Origin of the sequence: Clostridium sp. YIM B02555, assembly GCF_022320955.1 — a bacterium.
In the GTDB taxonomy this organism is placed as follows: domain Bacteria; phylum Bacillota; class Clostridia; order Clostridiales; family Clostridiaceae; genus Clostridium; species Clostridium saccharoperbutylacetonicum.
The window spans coordinates 37908-59682 of the sequence record NZ_JAKJJY010000006.1 but is presented as its reverse complement, the minus strand read 5'-3'; the positions used below and the strand labels follow the sequence as shown (position 1 = coordinate 59682).

The window sequence follows — 21775 nt, the reverse complement described above, 5'->3', positions numbered from 1 at the left end:
TATGGGTATTTTAATTCGTTGTTGATTTAAATGCAACCTTTAATCATTTTCTTTTCCTTTTTCTTCTCTTACTCTTTCCTTGATTCGTTGCGATAAATACATGTATTCAATAATCTTCTTCTTATCATACATCAACTTCTTTTCCATAATTGTATCTGCTAATATTTCTGCCAATTTATCTGCATCATGTTTTACTAAACCATTCTTAATTTTTACTAAATCTTCACCAACTATTTTTATACCCAGGCTATTTATATCTTCTCTGTCCAGTTTTACAAGATCTGCACCATCTTTTTGGTATTTTTCTCTTAATTCCTCAGTAATTTCACCTGTATTGGCAATTACATAATCAACAATATCTTTTCCTCCATATTTTAGAAGAACTTTTAAATGGTCAGATACCTTAAAGCCTGTAGTTTCACCTGGTTGAGTCATTATATTCGAAATATAAATTTTAACCGCATCACTTTTTTTAACTTCCTTAGCTATATCTTTAACAAGTAAATTAGAGGTAATACTAGTATATAAACTTCCTGGTCCCATAACTATAGCATCCGCCTCTTTTATTGCTTGTAATGCTTCTGGCAATGCTCTTGCACTTTCTGGTACTATTTTAAATTCCTCTATTCTAGAATTCTGTTTTATTGCTTCTTCCGGAATCTGGGATTCTCCTTCTACAATATTACCATTTTGAAGTTTTGCTATTAATTGCATATTATCTAAAGTAACAGGTATAACTTTCCCTGTTACAGCAAGTACTGAGCTCATTTTTTGAACTGCCTCTTCGAAATTATCAGAAATTCCAGCCATTGCAGCTAAGAATAAATTTCCGAAGCTTTGATTTTTTAATCTTCCATCTGAAAATCTATATTGAAGTAAGTCTTCCATTATTGGTTCAGTATCTGCCAATGCTAATATACAGTTTCTTATATCTCCTGGTGGCAACATACCTAAATCTTCTCTCAAAGCTCCTGAGCCACCGCCATCATCACCAACTGTTACTATTGCTGTAATATTTGATGTATAATATTTTAAACCTCTAAGCATTGTTGATAAGCCAGTTCCACCACCTATTACAACGATTTTAGGTCCTTTAACTAACAATCTCTTTTCATATATTAAGCTTTCCATTTTTCTGCTATCTAAAGAGACCTTTATATATCCCCTGTTAATTAATGCTATTATAGATTTCATCATTTCTGTAATAGAAACATATAATACAAATATTCCTGTAACATTTAAAAATACGTAAAAAACTATATAATATATATCATACATTCTATGGTAAACTAGTTCTGTAAAACCATATGCTATAAGCAATATTCCAAAGAGTCCAAATGCCAGCCACCTTTTTACTCTAATTCCTACTTTAAGCCAATCTAATATCCTCATAGTTTCTTTTCCCCTTTATGAAGATCTTCAGATACATCTCTATGTTCAATTTTAGAATTGTAACTTTCTTTGTTTAGTCTTTCATAAACTTCATTTGCAATTGCTACTGAGCGATGTCTTCCGCCTGTACATCCAATTGATATTATCAGCTGTCGCTTTCCTTCTTTAATATAATTAGGAATTAGATATTTTAGCATATCCATTAATTTTTCTATAAAATTGACCGTTTCATCCTGTCTTAGCACATATTCTTTAACAGGTTCATCATTACCTGAATATTGCTTTAACTCTGGTATATAAAATGGATTAGGTATAAATCTAACATCAAAAACCAAATCTGAATCCACTGGTATTCCATACTTAAAGCCAAAGCTTAATACTGTAATTGACAATTGCTTTTCAGGATAAATATTATCACCATATGTCTTATTAATTTTATCCCTTAGATCCTTTATTTCATATTTAGAGGTATCAATAATATTATCTGCAACATTTTTAACTTCTCTTAATTTTTCTCTTTCTTGTGTAATTCCTGTTAAAACTCTTCCCTCAGGCGATAAAGGATGACTTCTTCTTGTTTCTTTAAATCTCTTTATAAGAACTTCATCTGTTGCTTCTAAAAATAAAATCTCATACTTAAATTCGTTTGTTTTTAAATAACTTAATGCTTCAAAAAAATCATCAAAGAATACTCCGCCTCTAATATCTATAACTAATGCTACTTTTTCAATATTTCCTCCACTTTGAGTACATACTTCTGCAAATTTTGAGATTAACTTTGGTGGAAGGTTATCTACACAAAAATACCCCAAGTCTTCTAAAGTTCTTGTTGCTTGTGTCTTTCCTGCTCCTGATAATCCTGTAACTATAACAAATCTCATACTACACACTCCCTTTGCCAAAGATAAATAATTCATTAATTCTTAGTACAATGTTAACAGTAAAATTATATCATACTATCCCTAAAAATGCTCAATAGACAATTGAATATATACTATTTCAATTTGTCCTTTCAACACCAATATAATAATTTTGAAATATAAAAACTAATGCACAATACATTATGCATTGTGCATTAATTTAATAAAATATGTAAGCTACCTCACGATATGCCTTATATTTTAATCTTCGCCTAAAATTCTAACTTCCGGATATAAATCCACACCAAACTGCTTTTTTACTTCGTCCTTGACATGATATATTACAGCTAATACATCTTTAGCAGTCCCATTACCTTTGTTGATAACAAATCCTGCATGTTTTTCTGAAACACATGCCCCACCTATAGTAAATCCTTTTAATCCAGCATCTTGAATCAATTTACCTGCAAAATGTCCTTCTGGTCTCTTAAAGGTACTTCCTGCTGATGGATATTCTAGCGGTTGCCTTTCTACTCTTCTTGTAGTCAATTCGTCAACTCTAGCTTGAATTACATCCTTTTGTCCTGGAACTAGCGCAAAAGTTGCTTTTAATACAACATATCCCTTTTCCATAACTACAGACTTTCTATATCCTAAATTCAATTCTTCCTTAGATAATATTTTTAACTCTTGATTATCATCTAATACTTCAGCACTTTCAATAACAAATGATATTTCTCCATCATATGCTCCTGCATTCATAAATACAGCTCCACCTATACTTCCTGGAATTCCACATGCAAATTGAAATCCTGATAAAGAGTTTTCTGTGGCTTTCTCAGATACATCCTTAAGCAATGCACCACATTCAGCAATAACTTTATTATCAATACATTCTATTTTATTTAACTCACATAATTTTATAACTACGCCTCTAATTCCGCCATCCCTAACCAAAAGGTTAGATCCATTTCCAATAACATAAAAAGGAATTTTATTTTCTTTACAAATTGTAATACTATCTCTTATTTGTTGAATATTTGTTGGGATTAAAAGTATATCTACTGGCCCACCAACCTTAAAATATATATGCTCACTCATTTTTGCATTTAATTGAATTTGCGATTCTTCATATATTTCCTCAAACAAATTCTTATACTTTCCATAATGTTCCATGCCAAAACTCCTCAAAATTTATCTATATTTATTTGCATTATGTATAATAATTCATACATGTTATAATAATCTATTTATTACCTTAATACAAGTAAACTTTCTTCCGTATTATTATAGCATAATTTATTTACTTTGTTCATGTTTTTTAAAATATGCCATAATACTGCTTGCAGCCTTATTATCAATGGATTCAGTTTCAAGTAGTTCTTCTAAAGTAGCTTTCTTAATATTATCTATACTTCCAAATTTCATGAGAAGCGACATCCTTCTCTTTTGTCCTATATTGGGGATATCATCTAGTATTGAATGTAATGTTCTTTTATCTCTTAAACTTCTATGGTAAGTAATTGCAAACCTGTGAACCTCATCTTGAATTCTTCTTATTAACTGCATCAAATTAGAATTTCTATTAATTATCAGCTCGTTATTATTATAAATTATACCTCTTGTTGCATGATGATCATCTTTTACCAATCCACAGACAGGGATATCTATGCCTAACTTATCTAAAACTTCTAATGCTATATTCACTTGTCCCTTTCCACCATCCATCATAATTAGATCTGGAAAATTAGAAAACTTTCCATTTGAAAATTTAAGTTCCTTTTGTTGAATTTCTTGAATTTCCTTTAGTCCATGGGAAAATCTTCTTTCTAAAATTTCTCTCATGCTATCATAGTCATTAGCATTTTTTACAGTTTTTATTCTAAATCTTCTATAATCACTATTTTTAGCTTTACCTTCTTCAAATACAATCATTGAACCAACTGAATCAACCCCTTGTATATTAGATATATCATAAGCTTCTACTCTAAATGGAATATCATCAAGTTCTAGTAATTCTTGTATTTGCTCTAAAGAGTTTAAATTTATTGCTTTATCTCTTAATATTTTATCCTTAAATTGATCTAATGTAACTTTTGCATTGCTTTTTACTAATTCAAGCATTTCTTTTTTTTCACCTTTAATTGGAACCTTAACCAAAACCTTCGAACCACGTTTTACACTTAAAAATTCTTCTAAGGTATCTATTTCATCACTTTCTGGAATATAAATAGTTTTAGGCACTTTAGGTGTTCCTCCATAAAAAGAAACAATAAACTGTGAAATGATTACTTTATTATCTTCATCTGCACTATTTTCTATAATCAAATGTTCCCTTCCTATAATCTTACCATCTCTTAAGAAAAATACCTGGATACAACAATCTTTTTCATCTTTATAAATATTAATAAAATCCTCATCATTTTCCTGAGATTTAAAAACTTTTTGCTTTTCAGCTATATTTTTAATTGCTAAAATCTTATCTCTTAAGGATGCTGCTTTCTCAAATTCTAAATTAGTTGAAGCTTCTTGCATTTCTTCTTTTAATTTATTTAAAAGTGACTTATCTCTGCCACTTAAAATATCCATGATTTCACTTATCATATTTCCATATTCAGCCTTTGAGATTCGTCCTTCACATGGTGCATTACATCTTTTTATATGATAGTTTAAACAAGCTCTTGTTGGAGTTCCATTTTCAGTGATTAGTTTCTTACAGGTCCTTAATAAAAATATTTTTTTAATTAAATTAATTGTCTCATGTACATCTCCTGCATTAGGATATGGTCCAAAATACTTATTTCCATCCTTTGCATAATTTCTAGTTATAAAAACTCTAGGAAAATCTTCATTAACGGTTATTTTTATAAAAGGATAAAACTTATCATCCTTTAATAAGATATTATATTTAGGACTATATTTTTTTATTAAATTACATTCAAGTATTAAAGCCTCCATCTCAGAATCTGTTACTATGTACTCAAATTCAGCAATCTTTTTAACCATTGCTTTTACTTTTTCTGAATGATTTTTTGAATTTTGAAAGTATTGTCGCACTCTATTTTTTAATATTTTTGCCTTACCAACATAAATGACCTCTCCAAGGGCGTTCTTCATCAAATAAACACCTGGTTTATCAGGCAAAATCTTTAACTGTTCTTTAAAATCAAACATATACTCTATCTTCTCCTCGCCTAATAACTTATAATTAACAATTGTCAATTTCAAAAAAGCTCCAATTAGAAAGTTCATGTTTCCAAATATATAAGCTCCAATTAAAAAGTTCGAAGAATTAAATATAAACTTTCGCTCCTCACTTCTGGTACACTTACTTTTCTTTTAGATTTTCTTGAATTAGTATGTATAATTTTAATTTATATATTTACTTTGTTAAATACATAATATAACGTTTTTGCATATACATAAATACCTCAGAGAAAATTACTCTGAGGTAAAATATTACTTAAGCACCGCTGATCTTATGAGTTTTCCTGCTATTGGAGCTGCTGCACTTGCTCCATATCCACCATTTTCCACTATTACCGCAACTGCAATTTTAGGATCATTTGCAGGCGCAAAGGCTATAAACCAGGAATGAGGCGTAGCGCTTTCGCCATTTTTAAGATTATAATCCGCTGTACCAGTCTTTCCAGCTGCATTAGTCCCTTGGAAAAAACTCCATATATCAAGTTTTGAATCAACTAAATTTTTCATATAATCCTTTATAATAGCTGCATTAGCTTCGCTAATAACTCTCTTACTAACTTTAGGTGAAATTGTTCTAATTACATTGCCATCTTTATCTACAACTTGATTAACAAGTCTAGGCTCCATCATTTTACCATCATTAGCTACTGTACTTGCAACCAAAGCCATTTGCATTGGTGTTGCTAAGATACTGCTCTGCCCAATTCCTGATTGAGCAATATTCCCAACTTCTGCTTTTGACAATTTAGGAAAATTGCTTTTTGCTATAGCAAAACCATCTGAATCAACACTATTGTTAAAACCAAAGTTTTCAGCTGTGGTTTTCAATTTATCATTTCCAAGCTCCATTGCCAATGTTCCAAAAACAAAATTACTAGACAATCTATAAGCATCTTTTAAATTTATAGTTCCATTTACTTCTCCATCATCATTACTTAAAGATTGTTTCTCATTAAATATTATTTTTCCTGTATCGTCAAAGGTTCTACTTGTAACTCCAGGCATATTTTCTAATGCACTAGCAAGAGTAACTGTCTTAAAAGTAGAGCCTGGTGGATAAAGACCAAAAGTTGCTCTATTAATAAGAGGGGTATCATCTGCACTTCCTGAATTAGCTGCCTTCATTGAGTTTCCCAAATCATTTGGATTATAAGTTGGCTTAGATACCATAGCTAACACTTCCCCTGTTTTAGGATTTAATGCAACCACAGCCCCTTTTCTATCTCCAAGCGCATCATATGCAATTTTTTGAAGCGTTGGGTCTAAGGTTGTTATAAGCCCATTCCCCACTTTATCTTCATCTTCTTTTCTACTTTCAAACATCTTTTTGACTTTATCAAAGCTAAAGTCTTTTGTCAGATTCAAAAAATTATTTGTAAGCTTACTATAAGTTCTTAGTTCCTTATCATAACTATCTTCTAGACCTGCTAATCCATAAATTGGATCAACATAACCTAAAGCATGAACATATAAATCCCCATTGACGTAAGTTCTCTTTTGATTTAAAGCATTTACTCTAGAACTTGTTGTTAATGGATTTTTGTCTCTATCGTATATCGTTCCTCTTAAAACTTCATTTCGTATTGCCCAAAGTCTTTTATTTCCTTGCTCATTAGCCAAATTATCAGCCAAAAAAACTTGAAAATATGCTATATAAGATATAAGTGCTACAAAACAAAATAAGAAAACAACCATTACTTGTTTTACACTGTTTGAAACATTCTTCAATTTTTAGTCCTCCTCTGATATCTTCTGAAGTATTGCAAGTGCAAAAAACATAGTTACTATCGAAGATCCTCCATAACTTATAAGAGGCAGTGTAATTCCTGTAAGAGGTATTACCGAAAAGACACCTCCGATTATAACTAAAACCTGACATGCTATCATAGCACTAAATCCTACAGTATTAAGCATAGAAAATCTATCTTTAACTCTAAATGCTGCCCTCATTCCTCTGTAGAAAAACAAGAAATATATTATCATAATTCCAAGTCCAAATACCATTCCCAATTCTTCACAAATTACAGCAAAGATTAAGTCTGAAGTATTAACAGGTATAAAACCAGGATATCCTTGCCCTAAACCTGAACCAAACATTCCACCAGATGAAATGGCATATAGTCCTTGAACTATTTGATATCCTCCAGTGTCAATAGATTTCCACGGATTTTTCCAAACTTGAACTCTTACTCTTACATGTGAAAATAAATTATATGCAATGACTGATCCTATTACAAACAGTACAAAACAAATTACAACATACTTCTTCTTGCCAGTTGCAAGATAAACCATTGTTAAGGCTATTCCAAAAAATATTAATGCTGACCCTAAGTCTTTCTGTAAAACCAAGCACCCTAGTGCATACATCACCACTAAGGCAGGCTTCCAAAGCTGCCTAAAATCTTCTACTATATTGCTTTTATCTTCATATTTCTGCAACGCTGATGCCAAGTACAATATAAAGGTTATCTTTCCAAATTCAGATGGTTGAAATCCCCCTATTCCTGGTATAGTAACCCAGTTGGTTGCTCCATAAGTTTCTTGGTGTGCAAGCAATGCCATAGGCATTATAACTATTGTCATAATCAAATATATTTTTTCATATTTTCCAAAATCCCGCACATCTGGTATAGCCACAACAAGAAAAATAAATGCTATCACTCCACCTGTGAACCATGCTAATTGCTTAATAGCAACACTAGTATCTAATCTATATAATACAGCTATTCCTATTACTGCTAATATGCATGCAAACATAATTAAAAATTTATCACCATGAGGATAAAACTTTCTAATTAAGATTTGCGTTGCTGTTATTAAAGCACATACTATAAGCCCCATATATAAAGCACCTTTATCCACATCATCTTTTAATATTGCAAGATTTGTAAATAATGCCATACATAATAGATAAGTTAAAAGTAACAACTTTACCTCATCCTTTTTAATCTTCAAACTATATCACCTCATTATATACTTACGTCCTTTTAGCTTTTGCAAGGCTCAGTAAAAGATATAATTTTATAATTAATCTTATACTGAGCCTCGTTATTTATAGCTATATTTATATATCCAATTAATCATAATACATTTTTTATCCTAAGATTTTAAAAATTACATTTCCAATTTTTATTTCATCTTTATTTGATAACTTCACTTTACCAGTTATTTTTGTTCCATTTAAATAAGTCCCATTTGTACTATTCAAATCTTCTAAAAACAGCGAATCGTTTCTGACTAAAATTTTAGCATGATTTCCTGAGATATGTTGCTCATTCAGTACAATTAAATTATCACTTTTTCTACCTATAGTTAAGTCCGATCTAATTGGAATAATTGAACCTTCCTTTAACTCTTTCACACTTCCAGAGCTCATAATTTCTAATCCATAATTCCCTTTTACAACTGTTGGACGCCTTTTTTTGCCTCCATTTTTAACATCCTTATACATTATCTTCAATGCATAATATATTATTACATATAGTATAACAATAAAAACTAATCCAAAAATTCCAGCTATTATTTTCGAAAAACTCATATATTCACCTCAATATTTATTCCTGCATAATGGCATATATTGCAATTATCCATATTCAATACTCAATTATAAATCAATGTTGATTTTCTTAGAGAATCTTTAAGTTTTGAAAAATTCTTTTTGCTATATAAAATTCACTTTTAAACTTTTCATAATCTTTATATACCTTCTTAATGATTATACAACAAAAAAACAACTATGACATAAAAAAGTATTACAATTAGATTAACAATTGCATAATACAATTGTTAATCTAATACTTACTTCTTACTATAATATCTTATTTAAATATATCCCTGTATATGACTTTTTCTCTTTACATAGTTGTTCTGGAGTTCCTGTCTTAATTACAGTACCTCCCTTATCTCCACCTTCTGGTCCTAAATCAATTAAATAATCTGCACATTTTATCATATCTAGATTATGTTCAATAACAACAACAGTATTTCCTGCATCTACTAACCTTTGCAGAATTTCAATCAGCCTACTTACATCATCTACATGCAATCCTGTTGTTGGTTCATCTAAAATATATAAAGTCTTTCCAGTACTTCTTTTTGATAATTCATATGCTAATTTTATTCTTTGAGCTTCACCACCAGATAATTGAGTTGATGGCTGACCTAGCCTAATGTATCCTAATCCTACATCATTTAAAGTTCTTAGCTTATTTTCAATTCTAGGTATGTTTTCAAAAAACCTTAATGCTTCTTCAACTGTCATATTAAGAACATCATCTATATTCTTTCCTTTGTATTTCACTTCTAAAGTTTCCCTATTGTATCTTTTTCCTTTACATACTTCACAAGGCACATATACATCTGATAAAAACTGCATTTCAATTTTTATAATTCCATCTCCAGAACAAGCTTCACATCTTCCACCTTTAACATTGAAACTAAATCTGCCTTGTTTATAGCCTCTCATTTTAGCTTCTGTAGTTTGTGAAAACAGTTCTCTTATTATATCAAAAGTTCCTGTATATGTAGCAGGATTAGAACGTGGTGTTCTTCCTATAGGGCTTTGATTTATGTCTATAATCTTATCTATGTTTTCATACCCAGTTATTTCTTTATGATTTCCGACTGGATTTTTACTTCTGTTTACTAACTTATTTAAGCCTTTGTAGAGAATTTCATTTACTAATGTACTTTTCCCAGAACCAGAAACTCCTGTAACCATTGTTAAAGTACCAAGTGGGATAGATACATTTACATTCTTTAAATTATTTTCTTTTGCACCAACAATTTTAATATTTTGCCCATTTCCTTTTTTTCTTATCTTTGGCGTCTCTATGAATTTCTTACCAGTTAGGTATTGACCTGTTATTGATTTTTCACAAGCCTTCACTTCTTCAATAGTTCCAGCTACAATAACCTCTCCTCCATGTTCCCCTGCACCTGGACCAATATCTACTATATAATCTGCTTCTTTCATAGTATCTTCATCATGTTCTACCACAACTACTGTATTTCCAACGTCTCTTAAATTTTTCAAAGTATTTATTAACCTATCATTATCTCTTTGGTGTAACCCGATGCTAGGTTCATCCAAAATATATAATACTCCCATAAGTGCTGAACCAATTTGTGTAGCGAGTCTTATCCTTTGTGATTCACCACCAGATAAAGTTCCAGAATTTCTTGATAAACTTAAATAATCAAGACCAACATCTAATAAGAATTTTAATCTATTCTTAATTTCTCTTACAATTTGATCACTAATAATTTTATTCTTTTCTGAAAATTCTATTCCATTTATAAATTCTAATTCATCTTTTATAGACATACTTGTGAATTCATATATATTTTTTTCGCCAACAGTAACTGCCAATACTTCTTTTTTTAATCTAGCGCCATTACATTTAGGACATAGATCATTACTCATATATTGCTCAATTTCAGTCTTAATAATATCAGAATTACTTTCTCTATATCTTCTATTTAATGCATTGATTTCACCTTCGAAGGCATAGTTGTATAATGCCTTAACTCCATCTTTAACATACTCAACCTTAAGTTTCTTTCCCTCTGTTCCATATAGTAACAAATCAATATGTTTTCTATCTAAATCTTTTAATGGCATATTTAAATCTAATCCATATTCTTTATTTAATGCCTTTAATATTGCATATGTCCAAGAATCTTCTTTAAGTCTACCATTTCCCCAGCTTGCCACAGCACCTTCCATAATACTTAATTCTTTATTAGGTATAACCAGCTTTTCGTCTATCTCAAGCAAGGTTCCAATTCCATCACAATGATCACACTTTCCATACGGAGCATTAAATGAAAATAATCTAGGCGCTAACTCATCTATGCTTATACCACAATCTGCACAAGCAAAATTTTCACTAAACAAAGTGTCTTCTCCACCAATAACACTTGCTATTACTAGTCCTTCTCCCATTTTTAATGATGATTCTATAGATTCCGTAAGCCTTCCTTCAATGCCATCTTTTATAACAATTCTATCTATAACAGCTTCAATATTATGCTTTTTATTTTTATCTAACTTTACTTCTTCTTCAGTTAAGTCATAAATTTCTCCATCAATTCTAGCTCTTACAAATCCATTTTTCTTTATATTTTCTAATACTTTTTCATGAGTACCTTTTCTACCTTTAATTACAGGCGATAATATTTGAAGCTTTGTTTTATCACCATAGCTCATGATCTTATCAACGATTTGATCAACTGACTGTTTAGATATTTCCTTTCCACACTTTGGACAATGTGGAATTCCAACTCTTGCATACAATAATCTTAAATAATCATAAATTTCTGTGATTGTTCCTACAGTAGATCTTGGATTTTTACTTGTAGTCTTTTGGTCTATTGATATTGCTGGTGATAATCCTTCAATATTTTCAACATCTGGCTTATCCATTTGCCCTAAAAATTGTCTTGCATAAGAAGATAAAGATTCCACATATCTTCTTTGCCCTTCTGCATATAATGTATCAAAAGCTAAAGAAGATTTACCTGATCCTGATAATCCTGTGAATACAACTAGCTTATCTCTTGGTATTTCCAAACTAACATTTTTTAAATTATTTACTTTTGCACCTTTAATTATTATTTTATCGTTCATAACAACCCCCTGGATTCAGTTAACAGTTTGTGCCCTTTAGGGTATCCTGTGGACAATTTACAGTTAACAATTTTTTGATGAAATCCCTTGCGGGATTTCTTAATTTTATTTTTTAATTTCAGTCTTTTCATTCTTATTTTTTACCTTGATTGAGCTGTCTAAATTTCTTCTTCCTCAACTCTTAACTCCTAACTCTAAGCTTTCAACTCATTTATTATGTCTCTAAGCTCTGCTGCTCTTTCAAATTGAAGATTTTTAGCTGCTAAAAGCATTTCTTCTGTAAGTTGTTTAATCAACTTATCTTTTTCTTTTTTATTAAGTTTCTTCTTATTATCAACTTTATATTCTTCAACTTCTTCAGCAATTTTTGTTGCCTCTATTACTTCTCTTACCTCTTTAATTATTGTAGTTGGAACAATTCCATTTTTATCATTATATTCCTTTTGTATTGCTCTTCTTCTTTCTGTTTCTTTCATAGCCTTATCCATAGATTTAGTTATATTATCTGCATACATTATAACTTTACTCTCAGAATTTCTTGCTGCCCTACCTATTGTTTGAATCAATGAAGTTTCTGATCTTAAGAAGCCTTCTTTATCAGCATCTAAAATTGCAACTAAAGCAACCTCTGGTATATCCAACCCTTCTCTTAAAAGATTGATTCCAACTAATACATCATATTCTCCAAGTCTCAAATCTCTTATAATTTTCATTCTTTCAATAGTATCAATATCAGAGTGCATATAAGTAGTTTTTACACCAAGCTCTGTCAAATATTTAGTTAAATCTTCTGCCATACGCTTAGTCAAAGTTGTTATTAAAATCCTAAATCCACGTTCTACAGTTTTATTAATTTCTCCATACAAGTCATCAATTTGACCTTTTATTGGTTTTATAACTATTTCTGGATCCAATAATCCTGTTGGTCTTATAATTTGTTCTGCAATTTCTTCTGAATTATCTATTTCATAGGCAGATGGAGTTGCACTTACAAAAACCACTTGATTAATTTTCTCTTGAAATTCTTCAAATTTTAAAGGTCGATTATCATATGCACACGGAAGTCTAAATCCATAATCAACTAATGTATTCTTTCTAGACCTGTCTCCTGCATACATTGCTCGAACTTGTGGTAAAGTCACATGACTTTCATCAATAAACATTAAAAAGTCTTCTGGAAAATAATCTATTAGTGTCTTAGGAGGAGTTCCACCCGCTCTACCATCTAATATTCTAGAATAATTTTCAATTCCACTACAATATCCCATTTCTTTAATCATTTCAATGTCATAGTTTGTCCTTTGCCTTAACCTTTGCGCTTCTAAAAGCTTATCTTGAGCATTAAGTTCCCTTAATCTTTCTTCTAATTCCTCTTCAATTCTACCAATAGATTTATCGATAGTTTCCCTTGAAGTAGCAAAATGGGAGGCAGGAGTTATAGCAACATGATTTCTTTCTCCGATAATTGTCCCAGTTAAAACATCAAATTCTCTTATTCTATCAATTTCATCCCCAAAGAACTCGATTCTGATACCTTTATTTGAATAGGATGCTGGAATTATATCTAAAGAATCTCCTCTAACTCTAAAGGTTCCTCTAGAAAAATCTATATCATTTCTCTCATATTGAATTTCAATTAATTCTTTAATAACTTCATTTCTCTCTTTTTCCATTCCAGTCCTAAGACTTATGGTTAATTTCTTATATTCATCTGGATTACCTAATCCATATATACAAGAAACAGATGCTACAATAATTACATCCCTTCTTTCGAAAAGTGCTGATGTGGCTGAGTGTCTTAATTTATCAATTTCATCATTTATAGATGCATCTTTTTCAATAAACGTATCTGTTTGAGGCACATATGCTTCTGGTTGATAATAATCATAATATGAAACGAAATATTCAACTATATTATCAGGAAAAAACTCTTTAAATTCCGAACATAATTGTGCTGCTAGAGTTTTATTATGAGCTAAAATCAAAGTAGGTCTTTGAACTCGTTCTATTACATTTGCCATAGTAAATGTTTTTCCCGATCCAGTTACTCCAAGCAATGTTTGACCTCTATGTTTATTGTTTAATGAGTTAACCAACTTATCAATAGCCTGTGGCTGATCTCCTGTTGGTTTAAATTTAGACTGTATTTTAAATTCTCCCAAATGTATCGCCTCCATCTCGAACAAGCATTCGCATATAATTATATTCTACTTTCCATTAAGTATTAAGTCAATAAGTTATATTAATTTTCTATATAATAATAAAAGTGGCAAAGCCACTTTTATTATTTATTTTCTTTATCATCTTCTTTATTATCTTTTATATCTATTTTTTTGTGTTCTATACTATCCGATTTTTTTATTTTGCTAAGCACACTATTAAAACTATCATCTTCAATTGGTACCATTTCTTCTTTTTCTACATTTCTGGGTACTAATAAAATTCCCAGCCTAGTATTTTTATTATGTCTAAAATTAATATCTTTTATTACACCACTAGAATCTTTAATTTTCATTATAGTATTATATAAATTTTCCTTTATAATTGCGTAAACTTCTGTCTCAGAATTGATGATCTTATCATTTATAGATAAAACTTTACTTTCAATATCAATTCCATACTCTTTCATCTTAGAATCTGTTGAAATTTCTAAAACCACTAAGCCTTCACTATCACTTACAAACTTAGGTACTCCTCTTTCTTCATTCCTTACTTGACGCTTTAACATAAATTCATGGGCAGTTGGCATGAAAGCTAGTACTAACATTTCTCCCACAATCCCAATCCTAGTAATTTGAGATGCTGCTATCAAAATTAATCCATAAATTAATATGTGAACCCCTGATGATATTGCCTTTTCTCTTTTAGTCTTTGTAAAAGTAACTGAAGAATATCCCAATATTGTGTAAAAAGGAAATATTGAAATCACACTGCTTGCTAACAATGCAAGTGCTGAAGGTGATTCAATTAACGGCCACCAATTAGGATTTTGTATTAATTCTGTTGTATAACTTGAAGTCGATCTGTCAATATTCACTGCAATCATTATAGCTATAGGCAGCACCCAATATCTTCTAAGTGCGTATCCGCCCAAAATTTTACCATTCCTATTTGTAAATACTGGAACTGCTCCTCTATCTCCATCTATCATTACTAACACACCTTCTACAATATGAAATACCCCTACAAGAAGTATTAAATAAAGTATATCAATATCTAGTTTTAAAATCTGTGAAGATTGTGGCACCGCTATATTAAGTAACTTAATAATAATACTCACAAATCCCAAAATAGCTCCCGAATAAGAAAAGCATATTAGCCTTGGTTTAATAAATGCTAATAATATAGATATCATAAAGAGATAAGATATTCCTGAATTATCACTAAATACTACTCCTAGGCTTGTAAGAATCAAACTTCCGATACATCCCCCTATAATCCCTAAAACAAGTTGAGATAGCGTAAGTTCAACAAGTGAATTTACACTACCTCCTAAAATCATTTTTTGCATAGATACTACTTTTTTATTCTTCAAATACAATACTATCATTAAAGAAATTAATAAAAAAACTAATGGGGGTGTAACTATAGCACCAGCTACATTTCGCAATGTATATATTAATAAACTCATTTTATCCCCCCTACTGCAATTTTTCCTCTATTTTTTGAATCGCTGTTTTCAATTGTTCATCTGTATTTTTATCATATCCGGTTTCATCTATACCCACAGCCGTTTCGACTTCGAAATCAGGTTTAATTCCTATATTATGAATATTTTCACCATTGGGTGTATAATACTTTGAAATCGTCACTTTAAGGCCGCCAATGTTATCTTTAAGCTGAATTGGTAATTGAGTTATCCCTTTTCCAAATGTAGTCTTTCCTACCAATGTTGCAGCCTTATAATCCCTAAGTGCTCCTGTTACAACTTCAGATGCACTTGCACTATTTTTATTAACCAATAGCACTAGTGGCATTCCTTCTGCATCACCTCCAATTGACAAAGAATCATACCTATTATCATATTTATCAATTGTATAAGTTATTATTTTATCCTTTGGAATAAACTGCGATGCAACCTTTACTGCTTGTGATAATAAACCACCAGGATTTTCTCTTAAATCTAATATTAAGCCTTTCATTCCCTGACTTTTCAACTGATCAATAGTATTTTTGAAATTGTCAGCTGTATTTTCATCATTAAAAGTCTTTATTCTTATATATCCTATTGATTCATTTAACATATTTCCTATTACTGGTTCAGTTTTTACTGTATCACCTACTAATTTTATCTCAATTTCTCCAGCATTAGCTCTTTTGATTGTCAATTTTACACCAGTATCATTAGAGGTAGAAATTAAAGCAACCGCCTTATCAATATCATTCCCTGACACTTCAACATCATTGACTTTTTCAATCACATCATTTGCAATTATTCCTGCTTTATCTGCTGGTCCACCCTTGACAGTTTCTACAACTACTAGTTGTTGATCTTTTGCAGCTACAGTAATACCTATATGTGTTACATTTCCATTACTTTCTTTAATTAATGCTTGAAATTCTTCAGGAGTTTTAAATACTGTATATGGATCTCCTAATGAATTTGTCATTCCTTTAATTGCACCTACGAGTAATTTATTATCATCAATTTCTCCATCATACTTCTCCAAAAGTGTATCTCTAACTGTAAAAAGTGCTGAATACTTGCTTTTATCATTAATTTGCTTTGCAGCACTCACAACATCTTGAGATGGCATATTCACTAAAAATATGCCTTTAGTTGCTATATAGTTTCCTGATAAAAATGCAGCTAACATTATTACTACTAAAAAAAGTGTTACTGGAATTAATCCTAATTTTCTTCTTTCTTTTTTGTTTGCAAATATATATCTTTTTGATTCCTTCACCTATAAAGACTTCCTTTCATATGCATTATACATATAATCCCAATGAGCATCTTCATAGACTTAGTGGATTATTATGTAGAACCCCACGATTTTATGGTGTTAGATTTTATTAATTCATCTCATTATATTTATCTTTATACTTATTTGCAAAAATTATACCTCTAAAAATTTTCTTAATGCAATTATACTTGCAACTCCACCAACAACAATTCCACCAAGTGCAAATTGCCATGATAAAGATGCCAATATGTAAGCTGTTGGTACAAGACTTATATAGGCCAATTGTGAAGAAGCCCAATTAATTAAACCGTTGTATGCAAAAAATAATGCTCCACATGCTAACATTGCTCCTACTAATCCAATTACCATACCTTCTATAACGAATGGCCATCTAATAAACCAATCCGTAGCCCCTACAAATTTCATAATTCCAACTTCTCTTCTTCTTGAGTATACAGTTAACTTTGTTGTATTCATTATCAAGAAAAGCGAAACTCCTACTAATATTACAAATAATCCAAATCCAACTATTCTTATTCCTTTTACTACACCAACAATTTTATCTACTAAGGCTTGTTGATTTTCAATACTTTCAACTCCTTGAAAATCCTTTATTCCTTCACTTACATTCGAAGCATATTCTGGTGCTTCTAATTTTACTGTATATGATGCATTAAATGGATTATTTTGAAGTGTATATCCCTTTAATAATCCTTCATTATTATTTGTGGTATTTTGGAAATTCCTAAATTCATCATCCTTAGATTGATAAACTATATCTTTTACGCCTTCAATTTTTCTTAATTTAATTTCAATTTCTCTTTGATCAATAAGCTTTATATCATCTTTTAAATATACCTTTAGTTCTACTTTATTTTGAACTGTATTAATTCCATTATTTATATTGTTAGCTATCAATAAAAATATTCCTAGAACAAAAAAAGTTATAAGAACAGTAATTACTGAAGCAATGCTGATAGTTTTATTTCTTTTCAAACTTATAAATGCATCCTTAATAAAATGCGTAATAGTATTAATTTTCATCTTCGTACTTACCTCTTTTCTCGTCTCTTACTATTTCTCCTTTTTCAATAGCTATAACTCTTTTTTTCATATAATCAACAATTTCCTTAGCATGAGTAGCCATTAAGATAGTTGTACCAGCTTTGTTTATATCTTCTAATAATGACATTATTTCTCTCGCTGTATCTGGATCTAAATTACCAGTAGGTTCGTCCGCAATTAAAACTGTTGGATTGTTCACTAATGCTCTTGCTAAAGAAACTCTTTGTTGTTCTCCTCCTGACAACTCATTCGGAAACATTTTATACTTATGAGATAATCCAACTAAAGATAATACCATTGGAACCCGTCTTCTAATTTCTTTTGGAGACGCCTCAACTACTCTCATAGCAAATGCAACATTTTCATATACATTAAGAGTTTGTATTAATCTAAAATCTTGGAATACCATTCCTATTTTTCTTCTATAATATGGAATCTGTTTCCTAGTAATTGTTGATAAATCTTTCTCTCCAACAATTATTTTTCCATTTGTAGGTTCAACTTCTTTTAAAATCATTTTTATAAATGTGGATTTTCCAGATCCACTTGGCCCAACTAAAAATACAAATTCCCCTGCTTCTATTTCAACATTAACATCTGATAAAGCTTTTACATTATTATCGTAAATTTTAGATATCCCTCTAAATTGAATCATATTCTAACACTCCTTTTTTCTCCTGCCCAGTGTTTCTAGTTACCTGGCTATTAACTGAAGAGATTATTTATCAGCTCTTATACCAAATTATGGGTATAAAAGTAATTTCAACCGGTTTACAATACTCCACCTTAAACTTATCTTTATCGTATATTTTGCAAATTTATTGCAAAACCTACAAAAATAATTATAACATAAGAATACTCGTTAATGTTATACAAATTTATTAAATATAACGGTATTTATTGACAAATTAGTATTGTCTTATATCATTAAATCCTTCTCCCAATACCTCATGTACTTCTCCAACTGTTATAAAGGCTTCTGGATCAGTTTCTTTAATAAACTTTTTCAATTTTATAAATTCATTTCGACTAATAACTGCATAAAGGACATTAATATCTTTTCCAGTATATGCTCCTACTCCACTTAAAAATGTGCATCCACGTTCTAAGGTATCAATAATATATTTGCTTATTTCATAACTATTTTTACTAATAATAAATACACTTTTACAAACATTAAATCCTTCAATTAACCTGTCTACAATTATTCCAAGTAATATTATACTTAGCATAGAATATAAAGCCACATTAACTCCAAATACAAATATACTTGCAAGAGTTATTAAAAAATCAACAGCTAACAAAGATTTTCCAATATCTAAATGAAAAAACACATTTAATATTTTAGCTAAAATATCAGTTCCTCCAGTTGATGCATTTTCGTTAAATACAAGCGCCATTCCAACAGCTGAAATTAATGCACCAAAAATAGTGGCTATCATTAAATCATTAGTAATTGCAAATGGATTCAAAAACTTTTCAATTCCCCATATTATTAACGACAATCCCAAACTAGCATAAATTGTTTTTATTCCAAATTTTCCATCTATAAACATAAATGCAACTACAAACAAGACAACATTAAGAACTAAAGTAACTACTCCTATTGATAGGTTAGGAAAAACTGCATTTAAAATGATTGCTATTCCTGTAACTCCACCAGCAGCGATATTATTAGGAGCATAAAAGTACTCTATTGCAAATGCAACCAATATTATCCCTAGTGTTATTATACTGTATTCTTTTAATACTGAATTTTTCATCTTACCCTCTCCTTAATTTACTTAATATTTATTAAAACTTTATTTTAAGTTTCCACTAAATTAAAACAAAAAATACAGGATACGAAGCTATTTCATAAGCTTTATATCCTGCATTTTGTTATACTATATTTTATTATCGTTAATCTTAAAGTATTTACTCACTTTAAAATCAAATTATTTCTTTAATGAAACAGCTTTCTTACTATGCTCTACTATTGCTTCTGTTGTTAAACCATAAACTTTTAAAAGTTCATTTGGCTTACCACTTTCACCAAAAGTATCTTTTATTCCAACTTTTAATACTGGAATTGGACATTCCTCTGTCACAACCTCAGCAACAGCTGAACCTAAACCACCGATTACACTATGCTCTTCAACAGTAACCATTGCCTTAGTTTCCTTAGCTGCTTTAATTAATAGTTCTCTATCAATTGGTTTTATTGTATGTATATTTATTACTCTAGCATTAATTCCTTCTTTTGACAAGATGCCTTTTGCCTCTAAGGCTAATTCAACCATCATTCCAGTTGCTACTATAGTAACATCATTACCATCGGCTAAAGTTATTCCTTTTCCAATTTCGAATTTATAACTTTGTGCATCATTTATAATACTTACTGCTAATCTTCCTAATCTTACATAGCACGGACCATTATATTCTGCTACTGCTAATATTGCTGCTTCTGTTTCTACTGCATCAGCTGGGTTTATTATTGTCATATTTGGAATACTTCTCATTAATGATATATCTTCAACTGATTGATGAGTAGCTCCATCTTCACCAACTGTCAAACCAGCATGAGTTGCACAAATTTTCACATTTAATTTAGGATAGCATATTGAGTTTCTAATTTGTTCAAATGCCCTTCCAGCTGCAAACATTGCAAAAGTACTTGCAAATGGAATTTTTCCGCAAGTTGAAAGACCTGCAGCAATTCCCATCATATTAGACTCTGCAATCCCAACATTTATAAATCTTTCTGGTGAAACAGCCTTAAAATCTGCAGTTTTAGTGGATTTTGATAAATCTGCATCAAGTACCACAACATTTTTATTTAAAGTTGAAAGCTTTACTAATGCTTTCCCGTAAGCTTCTCTAGTTGCTATTTTATTTCCCATTAGTTTGCTCCTCCAATCTCTTGTAATGCCTGCTCACATTGCTCTTTGCTTGGAGCCGCTCCATGCCAACTTGCTTGATTTTCCATAAACGAAACACCTTTTCCTTTTATTGTGTTACATATAATCGCTGTTGGTTTTCCCTTAACTTCCTTTGCTTTTGAAATTGCATTAATGATTTCATCATAATCATGACCATTAATAGTTAAAACATTCCAACCAAAGGCTTCAAATTTTTTATCTATTGGTCCTGGATTCATAACATCTTCTATATTTCCATCTATTTGTAATCCGTTATTATCTATAAATGCAGTTAAGTTATCTAATTTATAGTGAGCAGCTGACATTGATGCTTCCCAAACCTGACCTTCTTCAAGTTCTCCATCACCTAAAATTGCATATACTCTATAATCCTTTTTATCAAGTTTTCCTGCTAGTGCCATTCCTACTGCTGCAGAAATCCCTTGACCTAAAGAACCTGTTGACATATCAATTCCTGGTAAATCATTCATATTAGGATGTCCTTGTAATCTTGAACCAGTTTTTCTTAATGTAGCTAATTCTTCTACTGGAAAATATCCTTTTCTTGCCAATACACTATATAATGCAGGTGCAGCATGGCCTTTTGATAAAACAAATCTATCTCTATCAGGATCATTAATTTTGTTCACATCTATATTCATTTCCTTAAAGAATAATACAGTCATAATATCTGCTATTGATAAAGATCCTCCTGGATGGCCCGATGCCGACTCAGTAAGCATATAAACTATATCTTTTCTAATTAACTTTGATACTTCTTCAAGTTTGTAATCTTTATTCATTAAACAACCC

General features: G+C 30.5%; 16 protein-coding genes. All 16 read right to left on the bottom strand.

The window, feature by feature from the left end; translation table 11 throughout:
• Nucleotides 1-39 precede the first annotated feature (39 nt).
• On the bottom strand, nt 40-1392 hold the full coding sequence (locus tag L3B98_RS10790) for a gluconeogenesis factor YvcK family protein (protein WP_238916611.1): 1353 nt from the start codon (nt 1390-1392) through the stop codon (nt 40-42).
• Complete coding sequence (gene rapZ / locus L3B98_RS10785; RefSeq protein WP_015395563.1) at nt 1389-2273, bottom strand: RNase adapter RapZ; 885 nt, start codon at nt 2271-2273, stop codon at nt 1389-1391. Before rapZ ends, L3B98_RS10790 begins: the two co-directional genes overlap by 4 nt.
• Nucleotides 2274-2513: 240 nt before the next feature.
• Nucleotides 2514-3428, bottom strand: a complete 915-nt coding sequence (murB, locus tag L3B98_RS10780; RefSeq protein ID WP_238916610.1) for a UDP-N-acetylmuramate dehydrogenase — start codon at nt 3426-3428, stop codon at nt 2514-2516.
• 123 nt (nt 3429-3551) lie between these two features.
• Nucleotides 3552-5426 (bottom strand): excinuclease ABC subunit UvrC, encoded by a 1875-nt coding sequence (uvrC, locus tag L3B98_RS10775; protein ID WP_015395565.1) that lies wholly within the window; start codon nt 5424-5426, stop codon nt 3552-3554.
• Between the two features lie 285 nt (nt 5427-5711).
• The gene (locus L3B98_RS10770) at nt 5712-7187 is read right to left on the bottom strand and encodes a penicillin-binding transpeptidase domain-containing protein (protein WP_238916609.1); all 1476 of its coding nucleotides are present in this window, start codon (nt 7185-7187) and stop codon (nt 5712-5714) included.
• 3 nt (nt 7188-7190) lie between these two features.
• Nucleotides 7191-8414, bottom strand: a complete 1224-nt coding sequence (locus tag L3B98_RS10765; RefSeq protein ID WP_077366519.1) for an FtsW/RodA/SpoVE family cell cycle protein — start codon at nt 8412-8414, stop codon at nt 7191-7193.
• A 139-nt stretch (nt 8415-8553) separates the two neighbouring features.
• A complete protein-coding gene (locus L3B98_RS10760; protein WP_077366520.1) occupies nt 8554-8997 on the bottom strand; it encodes an FHA domain-containing protein in 444 nt (147 codons plus the stop codon).
• Between the two features lie 270 nt (nt 8998-9267).
• On the bottom strand, nt 9268-12090 hold the full coding sequence (uvrA, locus tag L3B98_RS10755) for an excinuclease ABC subunit UvrA (protein ID WP_238916608.1): 2823 nt from the start codon (nt 12088-12090) through the stop codon (nt 9268-9270).
• 194 nt (nt 12091-12284) lie between these two features.
• Complete coding sequence (gene uvrB / locus L3B98_RS10750) at nt 12285-14252, bottom strand: excinuclease ABC subunit UvrB (protein WP_077366522.1); 1968 nt, start codon at nt 14250-14252, stop codon at nt 12285-12287.
• A 122-nt stretch (nt 14253-14374) separates the two neighbouring features.
• Nucleotides 14375-15721 (bottom strand): signal protein PDZ, encoded by a 1347-nt coding sequence (locus tag L3B98_RS10745; protein ID WP_238916607.1) that lies wholly within the window; start codon nt 15719-15721, stop codon nt 14375-14377.
• Nucleotides 15722-15731: 10 nt separating this feature from the next.
• Nucleotides 15732-16997 (bottom strand): S41 family peptidase, encoded by a 1266-nt coding sequence (locus tag L3B98_RS10740; protein ID WP_015395572.1) that lies wholly within the window; start codon nt 16995-16997, stop codon nt 15732-15734.
• Between the two features lie 153 nt (nt 16998-17150).
• Nucleotides 17151-18041, bottom strand: coding sequence for a permease-like cell division protein FtsX (gene ftsX / locus L3B98_RS10735; RefSeq protein ID WP_015395573.1), 891 nt, complete (start codon nt 18039-18041; stop codon nt 17151-17153).
• Complete coding sequence (gene ftsE, locus L3B98_RS10730) at nt 18031-18717, bottom strand: cell division ATP-binding protein FtsE (RefSeq protein ID WP_015395574.1); 687 nt, start codon at nt 18715-18717, stop codon at nt 18031-18033. The genes ftsX and ftsE overlap by 11 nt, the downstream gene beginning before the upstream one ends.
• A gap of 253 nt (nt 18718-18970) precedes the next feature.
• On the bottom strand, nt 18971-19825 hold the full coding sequence (locus L3B98_RS10725) for a YitT family protein (protein WP_015395575.1): 855 nt from the start codon (nt 19823-19825) through the stop codon (nt 18971-18973).
• Between the two features lie 174 nt (nt 19826-19999).
• Nucleotides 20000-20944, bottom strand: coding sequence for a transketolase family protein (locus L3B98_RS10720; protein ID WP_238916606.1), 945 nt, complete (start codon nt 20942-20944; stop codon nt 20000-20002).
• A complete protein-coding gene (locus L3B98_RS10715) occupies nt 20944-21765 on the bottom strand; it encodes a transketolase (protein ID WP_015395577.1) in 822 nt (273 codons plus the stop codon). Before L3B98_RS10715 ends, L3B98_RS10720 begins: the two co-directional genes overlap by 1 nt.
• Between the last annotated feature and the right edge of the window lie 10 nt (nt 21766-21775).

Bases quoted from the DNA above. Each gene is read 5' to 3' on its own strand.
- L3B98_RS10790 (WP_238916611.1), bottom strand. From the start codon at position 1,392: ATGAGGATATTAGATTGGCTTAAAGTAGGAATTAGAGTAAAAAGGTGG.
- rapZ (WP_015395563.1), bottom strand. From the start codon at position 2,273: ATGAGATTTGTTATAGTTACAGGATTATCAGGAGCAGGAAAGACACAA.
- murB (WP_238916610.1), bottom strand. From the start codon at position 3,428: ATGGAACATTATGGAAAGTATAAGAATTTGTTTGAGGAAATATATGAA.
- uvrC (WP_015395565.1), bottom strand. From the start codon at position 5,426: ATGTTTGATTTTAAAGAACAGTTAAAGATTTTGCCTGATAAACCAGGT.
- L3B98_RS10760 (WP_077366520.1), bottom strand. From the start codon at position 8,997: ATGAGTTTTTCGAAAATAATAGCTGGAATTTTTGGATTAGTTTTTATT.
- uvrA (WP_238916608.1), bottom strand. From the start codon at position 12,090: ATGAACGATAAAATAATAATTAAAGGTGCAAAAGTAAATAATTTAAAA.
- L3B98_RS10745 (WP_238916607.1), bottom strand. From the start codon at position 15,721: ATGAGTTTATTAATATATACATTGCGAAATGTAGCTGGTGCTATAGTT.
- ftsX (WP_015395573.1), bottom strand. From the start codon at position 18,041: ATGAAAATTAATACTATTACGCATTTTATTAAGGATGCATTTATAAGT.
- ftsE (WP_015395574.1), bottom strand. From the start codon at position 18,717: ATGATTCAATTTAGAGGGATATCTAAAATTTACGATAATAATGTAAAA.
- L3B98_RS10725 (WP_015395575.1), bottom strand. From the start codon at position 19,825: ATGAAAAATTCAGTATTAAAAGAATACAGTATAATAACACTAGGGATA.
- L3B98_RS10720 (WP_238916606.1), bottom strand. From the start codon at position 20,944: ATGGGAAATAAAATAGCAACTAGAGAAGCTTACGGGAAAGCATTAGTA.
- L3B98_RS10715 (WP_015395577.1), bottom strand. From the start codon at position 21,765: ATGAATAAAGATTACAAACTTGAAGAAGTATCAAAGTTAATTAGAAAA.